This is a genomic window from Rhizobium sp. AAP43 (assembly GCF_001296045.1).
GTDB lineage: Bacteria > Pseudomonadota > Alphaproteobacteria > Rhizobiales > Rhizobiaceae > Allorhizobium.
In genome coordinates this window covers 92,056-108,197 of sequence record NZ_LJHS01000026.1, presented here as the reverse complement: position 1 = coordinate 108,197, position 16,142 = coordinate 92,056, and the positions used below count along the sequence as shown (strand labels likewise).

13 protein-coding genes are annotated in these 16,142 nt (G+C 59.0%); 6 read left to right on the top strand and 7 right to left on the bottom strand.

The features are described 5' to 3' along the window. The first annotated feature begins 162 nt into the window (after positions 1 to 162). The 4 genes from proS (at position 163) to dnaE (ending at position 7,349) form a co-directional block, all read left to right on the top strand. The gene (gene proS / locus IP76_RS14945; protein ID WP_054159028.1) at positions 163 to 1,485 is read left to right on the top strand and encodes a proline--tRNA ligase; all 1,323 of its coding nucleotides are present in this window, start codon (positions 163 to 165) and stop codon (positions 1,483 to 1,485) included. Positions 1,486 to 1,507: 22 nt separating this feature from the next. Next, on the top strand, positions 1,508 to 2,815 hold the full coding sequence (locus IP76_RS14940) for a lipoprotein-releasing ABC transporter permease subunit (RefSeq protein ID WP_054159027.1): 1,308 nt from the start codon (positions 1,508 to 1,510) through the stop codon (positions 2,813 to 2,815). 14 nt (positions 2,816 to 2,829) lie between these two features. Further along, positions 2,830 to 3,519 carry an ABC transporter ATP-binding protein gene (locus IP76_RS14935; protein ID WP_054159026.1) on the top strand — a complete coding sequence of 230 codons (690 nt, stop codon included), beginning with the start codon at positions 2,830 to 2,832 and terminating at the stop codon, positions 3,517 to 3,519. 329 nt (positions 3,520 to 3,848) lie between these two features. Beyond that, positions 3,849 to 7,349: a DNA polymerase III subunit alpha gene (dnaE, locus tag IP76_RS14930; protein WP_054159025.1), complete on the top strand. Its 3,501-nt coding sequence runs from the start codon at positions 3,849 to 3,851 to the stop codon at positions 7,347 to 7,349. A gap of 54 nt (positions 7,350 to 7,403) precedes the next feature. Here the strand turns inward: dnaE and IP76_RS14925 are convergent, their stop codons facing one another. The 4 genes from IP76_RS14925 to IP76_RS14910 form a co-directional block, all read right to left on the bottom strand. Then, a complete protein-coding gene (locus IP76_RS14925; RefSeq protein WP_054159024.1) occupies positions 7,404 to 8,648 on the bottom strand; it encodes a L,D-transpeptidase family protein in 1,245 nt (414 codons plus the stop codon). 148 nt (positions 8,649 to 8,796) lie between these two features. Continuing rightward, positions 8,797 to 9,594, bottom strand: coding sequence for a YoaK family protein (locus IP76_RS14920; protein WP_082352553.1), 798 nt, complete (start codon positions 9,592 to 9,594; stop codon positions 8,797 to 8,799). A gap of 10 nt (positions 9,595 to 9,604) precedes the next feature. After that, positions 9,605 to 10,888 carry a DNA polymerase IV gene (locus IP76_RS14915; protein ID WP_054159023.1) on the bottom strand — a complete coding sequence of 428 codons (1,284 nt, stop codon included), beginning with the start codon at positions 10,886 to 10,888 and terminating at the stop codon, positions 9,605 to 9,607. Positions 10,889 to 11,026: 138 nt separating this feature from the next. Further along, positions 11,027 to 11,320, bottom strand: a complete 294-nt coding sequence (locus IP76_RS14910) for a DUF3572 domain-containing protein (RefSeq protein ID WP_054159022.1) — start codon at positions 11,318 to 11,320, stop codon at positions 11,027 to 11,029. A 137-nt stretch (positions 11,321 to 11,457) separates the two neighbouring features. Between IP76_RS14910 and IP76_RS14905 the strand changes: the two genes are divergently transcribed. Continuing rightward, positions 11,458 to 11,829, top strand: coding sequence for a response regulator (locus IP76_RS14905; RefSeq protein WP_054150644.1), 372 nt, complete (start codon positions 11,458 to 11,460; stop codon positions 11,827 to 11,829). Between the two features lie 10 nt (positions 11,830 to 11,839). Next, positions 11,840 to 13,213: a PleD family two-component system response regulator gene (locus IP76_RS14900; protein WP_054159021.1), complete on the top strand. Its 1,374-nt coding sequence runs from the start codon at positions 11,840 to 11,842 to the stop codon at positions 13,211 to 13,213. Positions 13,214 to 13,994: 781 nt separating this feature from the next. On the opposite strand, the gene rpmG is transcribed toward IP76_RS14900, so the two are convergent. The 3 genes from rpmG to IP76_RS14885 all read right to left on the bottom strand — a co-directional run bounded on the left by rpmG (position 13,995) and on the right by IP76_RS14885 (position 16,120). After that, complete coding sequence (rpmG, locus tag IP76_RS14895) at positions 13,995 to 14,162, bottom strand: 50S ribosomal protein L33 (RefSeq protein ID WP_006727600.1); 168 nt, start codon at positions 14,160 to 14,162, stop codon at positions 13,995 to 13,997. A 90-nt stretch (positions 14,163 to 14,252) separates the two neighbouring features. Then, positions 14,253 to 15,437, bottom strand: coding sequence for an MFS transporter (locus IP76_RS14890; protein WP_054159108.1), 1,185 nt, complete (start codon positions 15,435 to 15,437; stop codon positions 14,253 to 14,255). A 233-nt stretch (positions 15,438 to 15,670) separates the two neighbouring features. Continuing rightward, positions 15,671 to 16,120: a DUF983 domain-containing protein gene (locus IP76_RS14885; RefSeq protein ID WP_054159020.1), complete on the bottom strand. Its 450-nt coding sequence runs from the start codon at positions 16,118 to 16,120 to the stop codon at positions 15,671 to 15,673. Positions 16,121 to 16,142: the final 22 nt, after the last annotated feature.

The following is a 16,142-nucleotide window of genomic DNA, read 5'->3' as shown; positions in this document are numbered from 1 at the left end:
CGCCGGCGGCGCACCCTTGCGCTGCGCTTCTGTGGGTGACGATCGCTTGATCCGCTTGCGGGTTTTCTTCTGCGACCCGAACGGCTATGAACGCTTTCTGTTAACCCGTTTCAATCGCTGATTCCGCCTGGTTGCGGCATCCAAAACCGTCTGGAAGTCTTTATGCGTCTGTCGCGCTTCTTCATGCCGATCCTGAAGGAAAACCCGAAGGAAGCTGAAATCGTTTCTCACCGCCTGATGCTGCGCACGGGCATGATCCGCCAGCAGAGCCAGGGCATCTATTCCTGGCTGCCGCTCGGCAAGCGCGTGCTCGACAAGGTGAACGCGATCATCCGGGAAGAGCAGAACCGCGCTGGCGCCATCGAGCTCTCCATGCCGACGTTGCAGTCGGCTGAGCTCTGGCAGGAAAGCGGTCGCTACGAGGATTACGGCAAGGAAATGCTGCGGATTCGCGACCGGCAGGACCGGCCGATGCTCTACGGTCCGACCAATGAGGAGATGATCACTGACATCTTCCGTTCCTCGGTGAAATCCTACAAGAGCCTGCCGCTCAATCTCTATCACATCCAGCTGAAGTTCCGTGACGAGATCCGTCCGCGCTTCGGCACGATGCGCTCGCGCGAGTTCCTGATGAAGGATGCTTATTCGTTCGACCTGACCCAGGCCGACGCGATCCATTCCTACAACAAGATGTTCGTCGCTTACCTGCGCACCTTCGATCGCCTCGGCCTGCGCGCTATCCCGATGCGCGCCGATACCGGCCCGATTGGTGGCAATCACAGCCACGAATTCATCATTCTCGCCGATACCGGCGAATCCGAAGTTTTCTGCCACAAGAGCTTCGTTGATTTTGACATTCCGGCGGTTGATACCGATTTCGACAGTGTCGAGGGCCTGCAGGCGACCTTCGATAAATGGACCTCGGTCTATGCGGCCACATCCGAAATGCACGACGCGGCCGCATTCGATTCGATCGGCGAAGGCGAACGTCTGTCTGCCCGCGGGATCGAAGTCGGTCACATCTTCTATTTCGGCACAAAATATTCCGAGCCGATGGGTGCCAAGGTGCAAGGTCCGGACGGCAAGGAACACCTGGTCCATATGGGCTCCTACGGGATCGGACCGACACGCCTCGTTCCGGCCATCATCGAGGCCTCACATGACGAGAACGGTATCATCTGGCCGGCGTCCGTCGCGCCATTTGATGCGGTCGTGATCAACATGAAGGCGGGTGATCAGGCCTGCGACAGCACCTGCGAGCGCCTCTACGCAGCCTTGCAGAACGCCGGCAAAGACGTTCTCTATGATGACACCGACGATCGCGCCGGCACCAAGTTCGCAACAGCCGACCTGATCGGTGTTCCGGTTCAGGTGATTGCCGGCCCACGTGCTGTCGCTGCCGGCGAAGTCGAGCTCAAGGACCGCAAGACGGGTGCCCGCGAGACGCTGACGATTGAAGCTGCGATCAATAAGCTGACCGCCTGATAGCGAGTAGCAAGGAGTGACCATGGCGAGCCAAGCCGCTGGCAACGAGACGGCAGGGTCGGGGAAAGCCGGTACTGCACGAGCCTTTTCCGGCTTCGAACGCATGGTGGCGTGGCGCTACCTGCGTGCCCGCCGCAAGGAGGCCTTCATCTCGGTGATCGCCGGCTTTTCCTTCATTGGGATCATGCTGGGCGTTGCGACCCTGATCATCGTCATGGCGGTGATGAACGGTTTTCGCACCGAGCTCGTCTCCCGCATTCTCGGCATTAACGGCCACATGATCGTTCAGGCGATCGATCAGCCGCTCAGCGACTATGCGGGCCTTGCGGAGCGTATGAGTGCGGTGCCAGGGGTAACGATGGCACTGCCTCTGGTCGAGGGCCAGACGCTGGCTTCGGGTCGCGAGGGCGCGGGTACCGGTGCGCTCGTGCGCGGCATCCGCCCGGACGACCTGACAAAACTTGCGACCGTCTCGAGCAATATTCGCCAGGGCGACATGGTCGGCTTTGCCACGGGGCAGGGGGTTCTGGTCGGTTCGCGCATGGCGGCCCAACTGGGCCTGTCTGCCGGCGATACGATCACGCTTGTTTCGCCAGAGGGCGACGTGACACCGCTTGGCGTCAATCCGCGGGTCAAGTCCTATCCGGTCTCGGGCATTTTCGAGATCGGCATGTCGGAATATGATGCCTCGATCATCTACATGCCGCTCGAAGAAGCGCAGCTCTATTTCAACGTCGAGGGCATCGTTCAGTCGATCGAACTCTTCATCCAGGACCCGGATGCCGTCGATACGCTTCGCCCGCTGATCGAGCAGGCGGCAGGTCGGCAGATCTTCATCACCGACTGGCGTCAGCGCAACCAGACCTTCTTCTCGGCCCTGCAGGTCGAGCGCAACGTCATGTTCATGATCCTGACGCTGATCGTGCTGGTCGCGGCGCTCAATATCATTTCCGGCCTGATTATGCTGGTGAAGGACAAGTCGAGCGACATTGCCATCCTGCGCACCATGGGCGCGAGTTCCAGCGCTATCATGCGCATCTTCTTCATGACGGGGGCCGCGATCGGAACGGCAGGCACTTTTGCCGGCGTTCTGCTCGGTGTGCTCGTCTGTCTCAACATTGAGTCGATCCGCCAGTTCTTTTCCTGGGTCTCGGGCACTGTTCTCTTTGATCCGGAGCTGTATTTTCTCAGTCAGCTGCCGGCCGACATGAATGCGAGCGAGACCGTATCCGTCGTCATCATGGCGCTCGGCCTGTCCTTCCTGGCGACTATCTTTCCGGCCTGGCGCGCGTCAAAGCTCGATCCGGTCCAGGCCCTGCGTTACGAATGAGGATGCCGATCCCGATGGCCAATGACATCGTACTATCGCTCGCCGGCATCGACCGCCACTATGGCCAGGGCGAGACGGTCCTCTCGATCCTGAAGAGTGCCGATTTTACCCTGCGCACCGGCGAAACCGTGGCACTCGTCGCGCCGTCGGGTACGGGCAAGTCGACGCTGCTGCATGTGGCCGGTTTGCTCGAACATCCGGACGCTGGCGAAGTCGTGATCGGCGGCGTCGCCTGCCAGGATCTCGGCGACGAGGCGCGCACGACCATCCGCCGCAATTCGATCGGTTTCGTCTATCAGTTTCATCATCTTCTGCCGGAATTCTCGGCCCTGGAAAACGTCATGATGCCGCAGCTGATTGCCGGCCTGCCCAAGGCCGATGCGGCGGAGCGGGCGCAGCAATTGCTTGATTACATGCGGGTAGGCCACAGGGCGGACCATCGCCCGGCCGAGCTGTCTGGCGGTGAGCAGCAGCGTGTCGCGATTGCCCGCGCGGTTGCCAATGCGCCGCTTGTCCTCTTTGCCGATGAGCCGACCGGCAACCTCGACCCGGAAACGGCAAGTTATGTCTTCTCGGCGCTGGAAGCGCTTGTTCGGCAATCTGGTCTCTCAGCCATGATAGCAACGCACAACCATGAGATCGCGCAGCGCATGGATCGCTGCGTCACCCTCATCGACGGCAAAGTCGTCGAAATCTCGATCTGAACTTCGACACATCGCTGCCTTCAATATGGCATGCGGGATTTTGTTCCCGCGTGTCCACGCGCTTTTTTAGGTTGACAATAGAACAATAAGGGAACAAAATAAAAACATAAACAGACGGGAGCCAGACATGACCGAATTGCTTCGTGACGTTGCTGCATTTGCCTCCATGACCGTGTTTGTTGCCAGCATGACTGTTTTGATGATGGCACTGTGATTTTGACTTCCATGAAAGACCTGTAGAGAGACGCTTTCGCGTCGACGGCGTGTCTGGACTTCGGTATCTCAAGCACTGACACTGGTGCGATTCAGAAGATGCGAGGGCCGAGAGCATGGGCGAGGCGATTGTCGACAAGGATGCATCCACAGGCAGCGGAGAAGGCCCAGGCTTTGTCCATCTCCGCGTGCATTCTGCCTATTCCCTGCTGGAAGGGGCGCTGCCTCTGAAGAAGATCCTCGGCAAGGCCGTCGCTGACGGCCATCCGGCGATCGCAATTACCGATACCAACAATCTCTTTGTCGCTTTGGAATTCTCCCAGAAGGCTCTCGGTGACGGCATACAGCCGATCATTGGCTGCCAGGTGTCGGTCGACATGGAGGATGGACATGGTGAGAAGCGGGGCGGCAACGGTCATATGCCCGATTTTCCCGCCATCGTGATGCTCGCTGCCGATGCCGCAGGCTATGAGAGAATGGTGGATCTTGTGTCGCGCGCCTATTTGGGCGGGGATGCCGGCCAACCAGTTCACGTCAAGCGGTCCTGGCTTGAGGAGACGGGGACAGAGGGACTGATTGCACTGACGGGTGCCGGTGGCGGGCCTGTCGATCGCCTCTTGCGCGACGGCAATCGGGCGGCGGCGGAAGCACGGCTCGTGGCCCTGAAGACACTCTTCGGTGACCGGCTTTATGTCGAGCTGCAGCGGCATGGCAATTACGATCGCGCCCATGAGCGAAATATCGTGCAGCTTGCCTTTGATCACGATCTGCCGCTGGTCGCCACGAACGAGGCCTTCTTCCCTTCGCGTGGTGACTACGATGCACATGACGCGCTGATGGCCGTTGCACACAACGCCATCGTCTCGAATGACGATCGTTTTCGCCTGACCCCGGATCACTATCTCAAGAGCCGGGCCGAGATGCAGGCCGTTTTTGCCGATCTGCCGGAGGCACTCGACAACACCGTTGAAATTGCGCGGCGTTGTTCCTTCATTCTGGACACGCGCAAACCGATCCTGCCGCGCTTTACTGGCGGCAGTGACGATCCGCAGGAAGCAGAGCGCGAGGAGGCGCTTGAGCTGAGGCGGCAGGCGGTGGAAGGTCTCGACATGCGTCTGTCCACACTCGGCATGGCGAAGGGCTATGTCGAAAAGGACTATCGCGAACGGCTTGATTTCGAACTGTCCGTCATCGAGCGAATGAAGTTCCCAGGCTACTTCCTTATCGTTGCCGACTTTATCAAATGGGCTAAGCAGCATGATATTCCTGTCGGTCCCGGCCGTGGCTCAGGTGCGGGTTCTCTGGTCGCCTATGCGCTGACGATCACCGATGTCGATCCACTTCGGTTCTCCTTGCTGTTCGAACGTTTCCTCAATCCCGATCGCGTTTCCATGCCCGACTTCGATATCGACTTCTGCCAGGATCGGCGCGAAGAGGTCATTCGTTACGTTCAGCAGAAATACGGCCGCGAACAGGTCGCGCAGATCATCACCTTCGGTTCGCTGCAGGCGCGCGCGGCTTTGCGCGATGTCGGTCGTGTCCTCGAAATGCCCTATGGTCAGGTTGACCGGATCTGCAAGCTGGTGCCCAACAATCCGGCCAATCCGACGCCGCTTTCCAAGGCCATCGAAGAAGAGCCGAAATTCCAGGAGGAAATCGACAAGGAGCCGGTCGTCGGCCGATTGCTCGATATCGCCCAGAAGATCGAAGGTCTCTATCGCCACGCCTCGACCCATGCCGCCGGTATCGTCATCGGTGATCGGCCCCTGTCAAAACTCGTGCCGATGTATCGCGATCCGCGTTCCGACATGCCGGTCACCCAGTTCAACATGAAATGGGTCGAACAGGCTGGCCTGGTCAAGTTCGACTTTCTCGGCCTGAAGACATTGACGGTCCTGAAGACCGCAGTCGATTTTGTCGTGGAACAGCGCGGCCACAAGGTCGATCTGGCGGCCATTCCGCTCGACGACCAGCCCACGTATGAAATGCTGTCGCGTGGCGAAACTGTTGGCGTGTTCCAGGTGGAAAGTGCCGGCATGCGCAAGGCGCTGATCGGCATGCGACCAGACTGCATCGAGGACATTATCGCGCTCGTGGCGCTCTACCGCCCGGGGCCGATGGAAAACATCCCGACCTACAATGCCCGAAAGCATGGCGAGGAAGAGATCGAGACAGTCCATCCTTCGATCGATTATCTCTTGAAGGAGACCCAGGGCGTTATCGTCTACCAGGAACAGGTTATGCAGATTGCCCAGGTCCTGTCGGGCTATTCGCTCGGCGAGGCCGACCTTCTACGCCGCGCCATGGGTAAGAAGATCAAGGCGGAGATGGATCAGCAGAGCGCCCGTTTCGTCGACGGCGCGATGAAGAACGGCGTATCCAAGCCACAGGCGAGCAACATCTTTGAACTGCTGGCCAAGTTCGCCAACTATGGCTTCAACAAGTCGCACGCCGCAGCTTACGCCATCGTGTCCTATCAGACCGCCTATATGAAGGCACATTATCCGGTCGAATTCCTGGCGGCGTCTATGACGCTCGATATGTCCAATACCGAAAAGCTGGTTGATTTCCGCCAGGATGCCGGTCGCCTCGGAATTGAGGTCGTGCCGCCGTCGGTGCAGACCTCGTTCCGCCATTTTCAGACCGGTCCGAACAAAATCTTTTACGCGCTCGCCGCCATCAAGGGCGTCGGGGAGGCCGCGGTCGAGCATATCGTGGCGGTGCGCGGCGAGACGCCTTTCGAGAGTCTTGAGGATTTCTGCCTGCGGATCGATCCGAAACAGGTCAACCGCCGTGTCATCGAGAGCCTGATTGCCGCTGGCGGCTTCGATTGCTTCGGCCACGACCGTGCCGAACTCATCGGCAGCCTTGACCGCATCATGGGTTACGCCCAGCGTGCGCAGGAAAATGCCGTGAGCGGCCAATCCGACATGTTTGGCGCTGGCGGTGCAAGCGGGCCGGAAAAGATCGCCTTCGCGCCTTTCACGCCTTGGTTGCCCTCTGAAAAGCTGATGCGGGAATTTCAGGTTCTGGGCTTTTATCTGTCTGCCCATCCGCTTGATTCCTATCGCTCGCTGCTCGACAAGCTGCGCGTCCAGAACTTTGCGGATTTTTCCGGCGCGGTAAAACAGGGCGCGACGGCCGGGCGGCTGGCAGGGACCGTGATTTCGCGTCAGGAGCGCAAAACAAGAACCGGCAACAAGATGGGTATCGTCACGCTGTCGGATGCCTCCGGTCAGTATGAGGCCGTACTCTTTTCTGAGGGCTTGAATCAGTATCGCGATCTTCTCGAAGCGGGCAAATCGCTGGTGATCACGGTGCAGGCCGAAGAGCGGCCCGAAGGTATCGGACTGCGCATCCAGACGGCGCAGTCATTGGAGGAGCAGTCGATCCGCATGCAGAAGGCCTTGCGGGTTTATGTCCGTGATTCCGGCCCCCTGCGTTCGGTCGCCGCTCATCTCAACACCCGCGGTGACGGCCTGGTCTCCTTCATCGTCATCAAGGACGATGGCCGGCGGGAAATCGAGGTGGAACTGACCGAACGTTTCCGTATCTCGCCGGAAATCGCCGCTGCCATGCGCTCCACGCCGGGGGTGCTGGACGTCGAGTTGGTTTAGAGAGATCGGCGAAACCTTCGGCCTGTTGGGTTTTGCGCCCGAATGGCCTTAAGGCTAGCCTCCCATTTCATCCCGCGTCAGCGTAATGAAATCAGTGCCCTTGCCAGTCTCGATGCTCGTACCATTGTCGGAAATCGTCAGCGAAGAACCCGCGCCGAGCAGGGTCTCGACGCGGCTGCGCAGGTCGTCCGGGATCTCGATGCGGGCGAGGGCAGCTTCTGCCGTGGAGAGGGCGCCATTGTCGGCTGGTTGTGTGATGCCGAGGCGCGCCATCGCGCTGTTCGTCAGCTTGTCGGTAAGGGTTGCGCCGCGCCATTCAGCCATGTGACGCTCTCGGTCACTGGAGGTGAGCACGAGGAAGTGGGTTCCCAAGCCGAGATGCGGGTCTCTGATTCCGACATCCGCCTCGAACAGTGGCTCAAACTCGCTACGAACCAGGAGCTTGCCGGCTGCAGGCTGCGGCCGCCCGGCGATGTGATAGAGCGATTCTAGGAACTCTTCGGAGAGGATGCCGCCATTCTTGCCAATCTCGTGCGCAGCCCTGTAGCCTTTGATGGCGGCGATGGTCTTTGATCCGAGCACGCCGTCTGCCGTACCGGTGTCAAAGCCGAGTTCCGTCAGCATTTCCTGCACGTCGCGCACCTGGTCTGTCACGGTGCGGCGGGTGATCAGCATGCGCAATGCCGCTGGTTCCTCTGCCTCGCGAAGAATACCCGGCGCCGACCGTGTATTGGAGGCCTTCATTGCCACTTCGATTGCTTGGCTCCCGCGCAGTCCCGACGCGGGTTCCGGCCCGGCATCAGACAGAAGCGCGGGCGAGGGGGCTGGCAGGCTTGGTGCAAACAGGACTGCGTGAACGATCTTGCGTGGCTCGATCGGAGCCTTGGTGATGATCACATGGACACCGCGCCGTGTCATGCCATAGAGCGAGCGTGCGAAGTCACGAGGCAGCCTTACGCAGCCATGCGACGCCGGATAGTCAGGAATACGCCCTTCATGCAGGGCGATCCCGCTCCATGTCAGCCTTTGCATGAAAGGCATGGGCGCATCCGAATAGATGTTCGACTTGTGATATTTACGCTTTTCCAGGATCGAAAACACACCCGAGGGGGTCCGGTGACCGGACTTGCCGGTGGACACCTTGCTGGTTGCAACAAGGTCGTCACCTTCATAGAGCGTGAGCGTCTGTGTTGCTTTCGAGACGAAGATCTGGAGCGGTCCGTCCGCGAACGCCAAAGCGGGGCAGACCAGGGCCGTGCTTGCCGCAAGGCTGAAGGTCATCAGAAAACGCTTGATCATGAACCACCACTGGAACCGAAATCGGGAAAGCCCGATGCTAGGGTGTGATGCTTAAGAAAACTTTCAGAGGCTGGCTGTGAGCCGGACCACGAGCATTTATACACGGATAAAAGCCGGCGGTAGCTTTGCGGTTCGCGGCCGTTTGGGCCTAGCTTGATCTGTATCGATGCCCTGTCCGCAGTTGTGGTGCTGCCACGAGCAGCAACAGGGCCGCAATCGGCAGAGAAAATACATGGCCAAGCGCGTTGAAGCCGAGGGCTCCCGTGAAGCCGCCGACAAAAAACAAGGTCACGATCGGGAGCAGGACTTTAAGCTTCCCCGGGTCACTTGGGATTGGTGGGCGGTGGCGCAGGCGGGCAACCCAGTCATAGACGAGCTTTCCAACTTCGATGCCGATATCCGTGATCATGCCGGTCAGGTGCGTGGTACGGATTCTGGCACCGGAAATCTTCGTGATCGTCGCATTCTGTAGGCCCATGGTGAAGCTGACCAGAATGGCGGTTGCCGATGCGACCAGATAGGGTGGCAGGACGAATCCGAGCCCCGCAAAGGCAATCAGCAGTCCGGATTCCAGCGCTAGAGGATAGGCATATTGCTGCCGGCGGGCATGTCTGCGCGCCCAGTTGATCAGGATCGCCGAGCAAGCCGCACCAAAGAGGAAAAAGGCGAGGAGCACAAGGCCCGAGCCGGCGACGGCGAACAATCCAAGCGCCAGATTGTCGGCAAGAGCAGAGACTATCCCCGTCATGTGCGAGGTGTATTCGCCGAATGCGAGAAACCCGCCGGCATTCATGGCGCCGGCGACGAAGGCGAGGATCGAGCCAAGCAAAAGATCGTTCTGTCGGTTGCGCCGATAGGCCGTGGCAATGCGGACGAGCCGCCAACGCCGTTTTTGCGGCGCTCCGGCGACGCTGACGGCGGGAGGAGAGGAAGGTGTGCTTCGCAAGGACTGAGGCCTAGGATCGCTTGGGAAAGGTATAGCCGGTCTGCACTGTACCCTTGCCGAATTTCTCGCGCAATCGATCCATGGCAGCTTCAGCCGCCGCCCGCCTTGCCGCCTGCGGATCGACGAGGTCGCCCGGATCGGCAGTCGATGCATCCTTGAGGTCGCTGACGCCAATACCGATGAGCCGGAAGCTGGTGCCGTCCGTTTCTTTCTCAAGCAAGGCGAGGCCTGTGCGAAAGATGCGGTCCGCAAGCCGGGTCGGATCGTCGAGCCGGCGGTTGCGTGTGCGGCTCTTGAAGTCTGCTGTCTTCAGCTTGAGCACGACCGTCTGCCCAGCGATCCCGTGCCGCTTCAGACGCCAGGCAACCTTTTCGGAAAGCTCACGCAAATGCGGAGCAAGGTCATCTATCGATCTGATATCATGAAAAAAAGTCGTCTCCGCCGAGATGCTCTTTGCGGCCTCGTTCGGCCTGACGCTGCGGTCATCATTGCCGCGTGACAGACGGGAGAGGCGCTGACCCATCGCGCCATACCGGCGCATCAATTCTGTTTCATCCATGCCCTGCAATTGCCCGATCGTGCGGATGCCATCTGCCTGAAGCGTCGCGGCAAAAGCCTTGCCGACGCCCCAGATTAGGCCAACAGGCTTATCGGCCAGGAAGGAGACGGCCTCGGCTTCACCGATCACGGAATAGCCACGCGGCTTGTTGAGATCGGAGGCAACCTTGGCGAGGAACTTGCAGTAGCTCAGTCCGACCGAGACGGTGATGCCGATCTCGTTTTCGACGCGTTTGGCGAAGCGCGCGAGGACGCGGGCCGGTGGATCATGGTGCAGCATTTGCGTGCCGCTCAGTTCAAGGAAAGCCTCGTCAATCGATATCGGCTGCACAAGCGGCGTCAGCTCTTCCATCATGGCCCGGATTTCACGTCCCACTCGAACATATTTTTCCATGTCCGGACGGATCACCACAGCTTGAGGGCAGGCTTCGAGTGCCTTGAACATCGGCATGGCGGACCGCACACCGTGGATGCGTGCGACATAACAGGCGGTCGACACCACGCCGCGCTTGCCGCCGCCAATGATGACAGGCTTGTCGACCAAATCGGGATTGTCGCGTTTCTCGACAGATGCGTAGAAGGCGTCGCAGTCGATATGCGCTAGCGTCAGTTGATAGAGCTCAGGATGATAGACGAGCCGAGGGCTGCCACAGGCACGACAGCGCTTCAGGCCCACCGGTTGGCCGGCCAGGCAGTCGCGACAAAAGCCGGGATAGTCTCGAGCGGCGCGTGACATTGTTGGAACAAAAGTTGAACATTCACACCGTATGTCGTGCTCCCGGACTTGGCAAGCCCCTTGTTTTGTCAGGTTTCAAACACATTGAGCCAGGGCATGCGGCATCCTCCGATCAAGTCTCTTCCGGCTCGCAAAAGCCTAGTACTCTCCAGAGCCAAGGCCGGGGCTGACATAGTGGTGATAGGCGGCCACCACGGTCTCCGGTGGTGTTTCTGTAGCCGTGCAAAATGCCATCAGCGTCGGTTCATGCTGCATCAGGAACTCCAGCATGCCCGCCAGGAAGCCAGGATCGCCCACCGCCAGGCGCATTTCGCCCGGCTGTACGCCCGAGAGTGCAAGGAAGCGCGACAGCATCTCCGGTTCGCCTGCGAGCCAACCTAGAACGGCAATCGCAGTCGTTTCTGCATCCTGTGGTATTGGTCTGTTTTTCATCAAGTTTTCCACCAGCACTGGCAAGTTTCCGATTTCGAAACCAAATAGCACTAGCATGCAACGCGACGGAAGAAGCAACTCGTGTGAGCATCAGTCGCCGCATCGGCCACAGCAACGCGAGATCAAGGATCGGGTGAATGCCGAAAAAGGTAATGATTGTCGAAGACAACGAGCTCAACATGAAGCTCTTCCGCGATCTTATCGAGGCATCCGGTTATGAAACCGTGCAGACTCGCAACGGCATGGAGGCCATGGATCTCGCGCGCCGCCATCGTCCCGATTTGATTCTCATGGATATCCAGCTGCCCGAAGTGTCGGGACTGGAAGTGACCAAGTGGCTGAAGGACGATCCGGAACTCCATGTCATTCCCGTGATCGCGGTCACCGCCTTTGCCATGAAGGGTGACGAAGAACGGATCCGGCAGGGCGGCTGCGAAGCCTATGTCTCCAAACCGATTTCCGTTCCGAAGTTCATCGAGACGATCAAAACCTATCTCGGCGATGCGTGAGGACTGAACCATGACAGCGCGTATTCTCGTCGTCGATGACATTCCAGCCAACGTCAAGCTGCTTGAAGCACGCTTGATGGCGGAATATTTCGACGTCCTGACGGCCAGCAACGGTCGAGACGCGCTTGATATCTGCGATCGAACCCAGGTCGATGTTGTCCTTCTCGATATCATGATGCCGGAAATGGACGGCTTCGAAGTCTGCGAACGTTTGAAGTCGAACCCGCGGACTGCGCATATTCCCGTCGTCATGGTCACGGCCCTCGATCAGCCGTCGGATCGTGTACGCGGCCTGAAAGCCGGTGCTGACGACTTTCTGACCAAACCTGTCAATGATTTGCAGCTGATATCGCGCGTGAAGAGCCTCGTGCGTCTCAAGACGTTGAGCGATGAGTTGCGCCTGCGGTCGCAGCCCGACCTACAGCAGGCACTGGACGATCCCCTCCGTCTGCAGGACGGGCGTCTGGAAGAGCAGGCTCAGGTCTTGCTGGTGGACAGTCGGGCAGCATCGCAAGAGCGCATCATCAAGGCCCTGAAGCCGATTGCCGAAGTCACGGCCATGTCTGACCCGCAGGCGGCCGTCTTTGAGGCTGCGGAAAGTCCGTTCGACCTCGTCATCGTCAGCGGTAATCTGGAAGACTACGATCCCCTGCGTCTGTGTTCGCAATTGCGCTCTCTGGAGCGCACCCGGATGTTGCCGGTCCTGTTGATCACAGAGCAGGGCGACGAGCAGATGATCATCCGGTCGCTGGACCTTGGCGTGAACGACTATATCGTCCGTCCCATCGATCCGAATGAATTGGTCGCCAGAACCCTCACGCAGATCCGCCGCAAGCGCTATAATGACCGGCTGCGCACCAATGTCCGTCAGACGATTGAGCTGGCCGTGACGGATGGCCTGACGGGGCTCCATAATCGACGTTACCTCGATACCCATCTGAAGACGCTGTTTGCCCGCGCCATGGCCCGTGGTCGTCCCTTGACGATCTGCATCACAGACATCGACCGCTTCAAGCAGGTCAATGATGTGCATGGACATGATGCGGGCGACGACGTGCTCAAGGAATTTGCCGGGCGCATTCGCAGCACCGTGCGCGGCGCTGATCTCGCCTGTCGCTACGGCGGCGAAGAATTTGTTGTCGTCATGCCCGACACCTCTGCCGAGGTCGCCCAGAGCGTTGCCGAGCGCCTGCGCAGCATGATCGAGGCGCGGCCCTTCCAGCTACGCACCGGCGAAATGCCGTTGATGCTAACGGCATCCATGGGGATTGCAACGCTTGGCCCGGGGATCGTGACGCCTGAGCAACTGCTGAAGCAGGCGGATTTGGCTCTGTACGAAGCCAAGAATCTCGGACGCAATCGTGTTGTTGCTGCTGCCGCCTAATCTGTGATTCGACGCGCCATAAACGGGGAGTTGCATGGAGCTCCCGATTTCGCGAAAATGACGCTATTCACAGATTTGTCCAGCGCCGGTGGCGAAAAGCCGCCCTTGGTGTCGATTGTGACTGTTTGCAGTCCTTTTGACGGATTGTGTTTGCAACTGTCGCACCTGTGACAACATATGCACACATTCGGCCACCGGCCGATGGCATGTCTTGGCGACGTTGATCCTCCGAGCAAGGGACTTACCTTTATATTAGTATAGTCTATCTACTCGTGGCTTTTCTTTTGTTGAGGGGCTGTGAGCAAGCGTTCGGTCGGTTATTTGCAATACTTTCCCGCAATTGATGAATGTTCACGCCGATCTTGGAATTGTTTTGGTGTAAGGTAGAGCTAATTAAGCTCTGCCATGCTGATTTTAACCATGTTGGTACATGCCGCAGTGTTTCAGTTAATAAAGTGTTGATTTTTCTCTCGGGGTGAGAGAACTTCTGTGCATCACAGATGCCTCGCGTGGAGGCAGCGGAATACCCCATGATGCTCAGGTCCGCCGCATCTCCTGGGTCGTGGGGTCGGTCGGTTGGCGTGTGACGATTAACGGTTCCTCGTGCCGTGTCTCATGCCGACCGACCCCCTATTCTTAACCGGCTCCCTTGCGGGAGCCGGTTTTTTTGTGCCCCGACGAGGGGGAGGGGTGTGCCGCTGATATGCTGACGCGCGGGAAAGCGGACATAAAAAAAGCGCGCCCCAAGGACGCGCTCTTTTGTGAAGATGGCAACGAGATCTTACTTGATCTTCGTTTCCTTGAACTCGACGTGCTTCTTAGCAACCGGGTCGTACTTGGTCTTCGTCATCTTTTCCGTCATCGTACGGCTGTTCTTCGTCGTTACGTAGAAGAAACCCGTGTCGGCCGTCGACAGAAGCTTGATCTTGATGGTTGTAGCCTTGGCCATGGTCGTCCTGCCTCTAATAAACGAAGCCGTGGACGACCGAACGATGTCCACGGCAAATCTGGCGCGAAACTACAAATCGCGCCCGAAAAGTCAAGTCCGTTTCGGGCTAAAAAGCAGGCGACCCAGGGAAAGCACGACATAGAGTGCAAAGAATCCCGCGATAGCCCAAGCGAAACCGTCATTGCCCGTCACATCGATGGCTGCACCGATTGCCTGTGGACCAGCCACCGTGCCGACTGCATAGCAGAAGATGAAGGCAGCATTGGCGGCGGCGAGGTCGGCACCCGTGAGTCGCGATCCGAGATGGCTGAGGCCCACGGTATAGAGCCCGGAGACGCTGCCGCCCCAGAAAAGCAGGACGACCGCCATCAGGATCCAGTTCTCAGAAAGCCATGGCAGCATCAAGGAACCCGTAAGGCCGACGACCGACAGGATGGAGAGGAGCAGTCTGCGGTCGCGCATGCGGTCGGAGATGAGGCCCAGCGGGATCTGGAACACCATGTTGCCAATGCCCATCACGGTCAGCAGAAGCGCTGCCTGGCTCTCGCTGAAGCCTGTACGAGTGGCGTAGATGGGGAAGAGTGACAGGCCGCCAGCCTCGACTGCACCGAAGACGAAAACAGCAACGGTCGCTGTCGGCACGAGGAAGATGTAGCGGAGGAAGTGCTGCTCCGGCTTCTCGTCGAGCGCGGGGCTTTCGTTGCGGGCGATGTAGATTGGTATGGCGGCTGCAAGAATCGCAATTGCGCCAACCGCAAATGGCAGTAGGCCCTCGCTGCCAAGCGCCGAGAACAGGAGAGGCCCGCAGGCGAAGCCGACCGCCAGCACTGTCGCGTAAATGCCCATGACAAGCCCGCGCCGCCGCGAGGGCGCAGCTGCATTGATCCAGAACTCAGAGAGCACGAAGAGTGTTGTGGTCGCGCCGTGAAAGACGAGGCGCAGCGGGAACCACATCCAGAACTGCGTGGCGTAGTAGAAGCCGACGCCGCTGATGGCCGAGAGAAGTACGGCCCAGAGCATGGTGTTGGCGACACCGAGTCGATGCGCAATCTTCGTCGTAAGTGGCGCCGCGATCATCGCCGCGATCCCGGCCATTGCCGAATTCAGCCCGATCAGGGTCGAGGAGATACCCCGCTTCTCAAGGATGATGCTCAGCAGAGGCAAGCCAAGACCGATGGCAATGCCGACAGCTGATATCGCCGCTATGGCTGCAATCAGCGAATACCAGTGAATATCTTCACGATCGCCGTTGGGCGCGCACTTCACCTCAGACATCAGCGCCTCTGCAATCAAATCCGACCTGCGGAAAGTCTCCGCCTTGAAGCGGAGAGTGCTTCGGCATCTGGTATGGCATTGCGCGTATTAGCTCCTGATCGTGCATCGAGGCACGGCATGTTCACACTGCAAATCGCGGGCCTGTCAACCCACTGGCGGGCAGGTATTGAAGAATCGCGATTTGCAGCGATCATCCATATCAGCAAACATTAAACAGGGACGTGACGACTGATTCAGCCCTGATGCCCACCCGTATGGTCGGCCTCGTCGTCCTGACCGCCGAAGCCATGCATCCGCAACGCCCATTGCAGACCAACGACGCCGCCTTTGATCGGTTGAAGGCAGAGGAGGGAGGTAACCACACCGATCGGCGCCCAAATGGCGAAATGCACCCAGCCTGGCAATGGAAAAGCCATGTCGGTCATCATATAGCCCGCAACCAGAATGTGGCCGAGCAGCAAAATGACAAGATAGGCAGGCAGATCGTCGGCGCGGTGATGGTGATAGTCCTCACCACAGGCCTCGCAGCGGTCGGTGACCTTGAGATAGGCGCGGAAGAGCTTTCCCTGGCCGCAGGCGGGACACGTATTCAGCATACCGCGCTTGATGGAGCGGCCAAGCGGACGTTCCGCCTGATCCTGACCACCGAACTGTGCCGGCAGATGTGTCTGGTTCGTCGTCATCACAGTCTCCGGGGCGATCTCT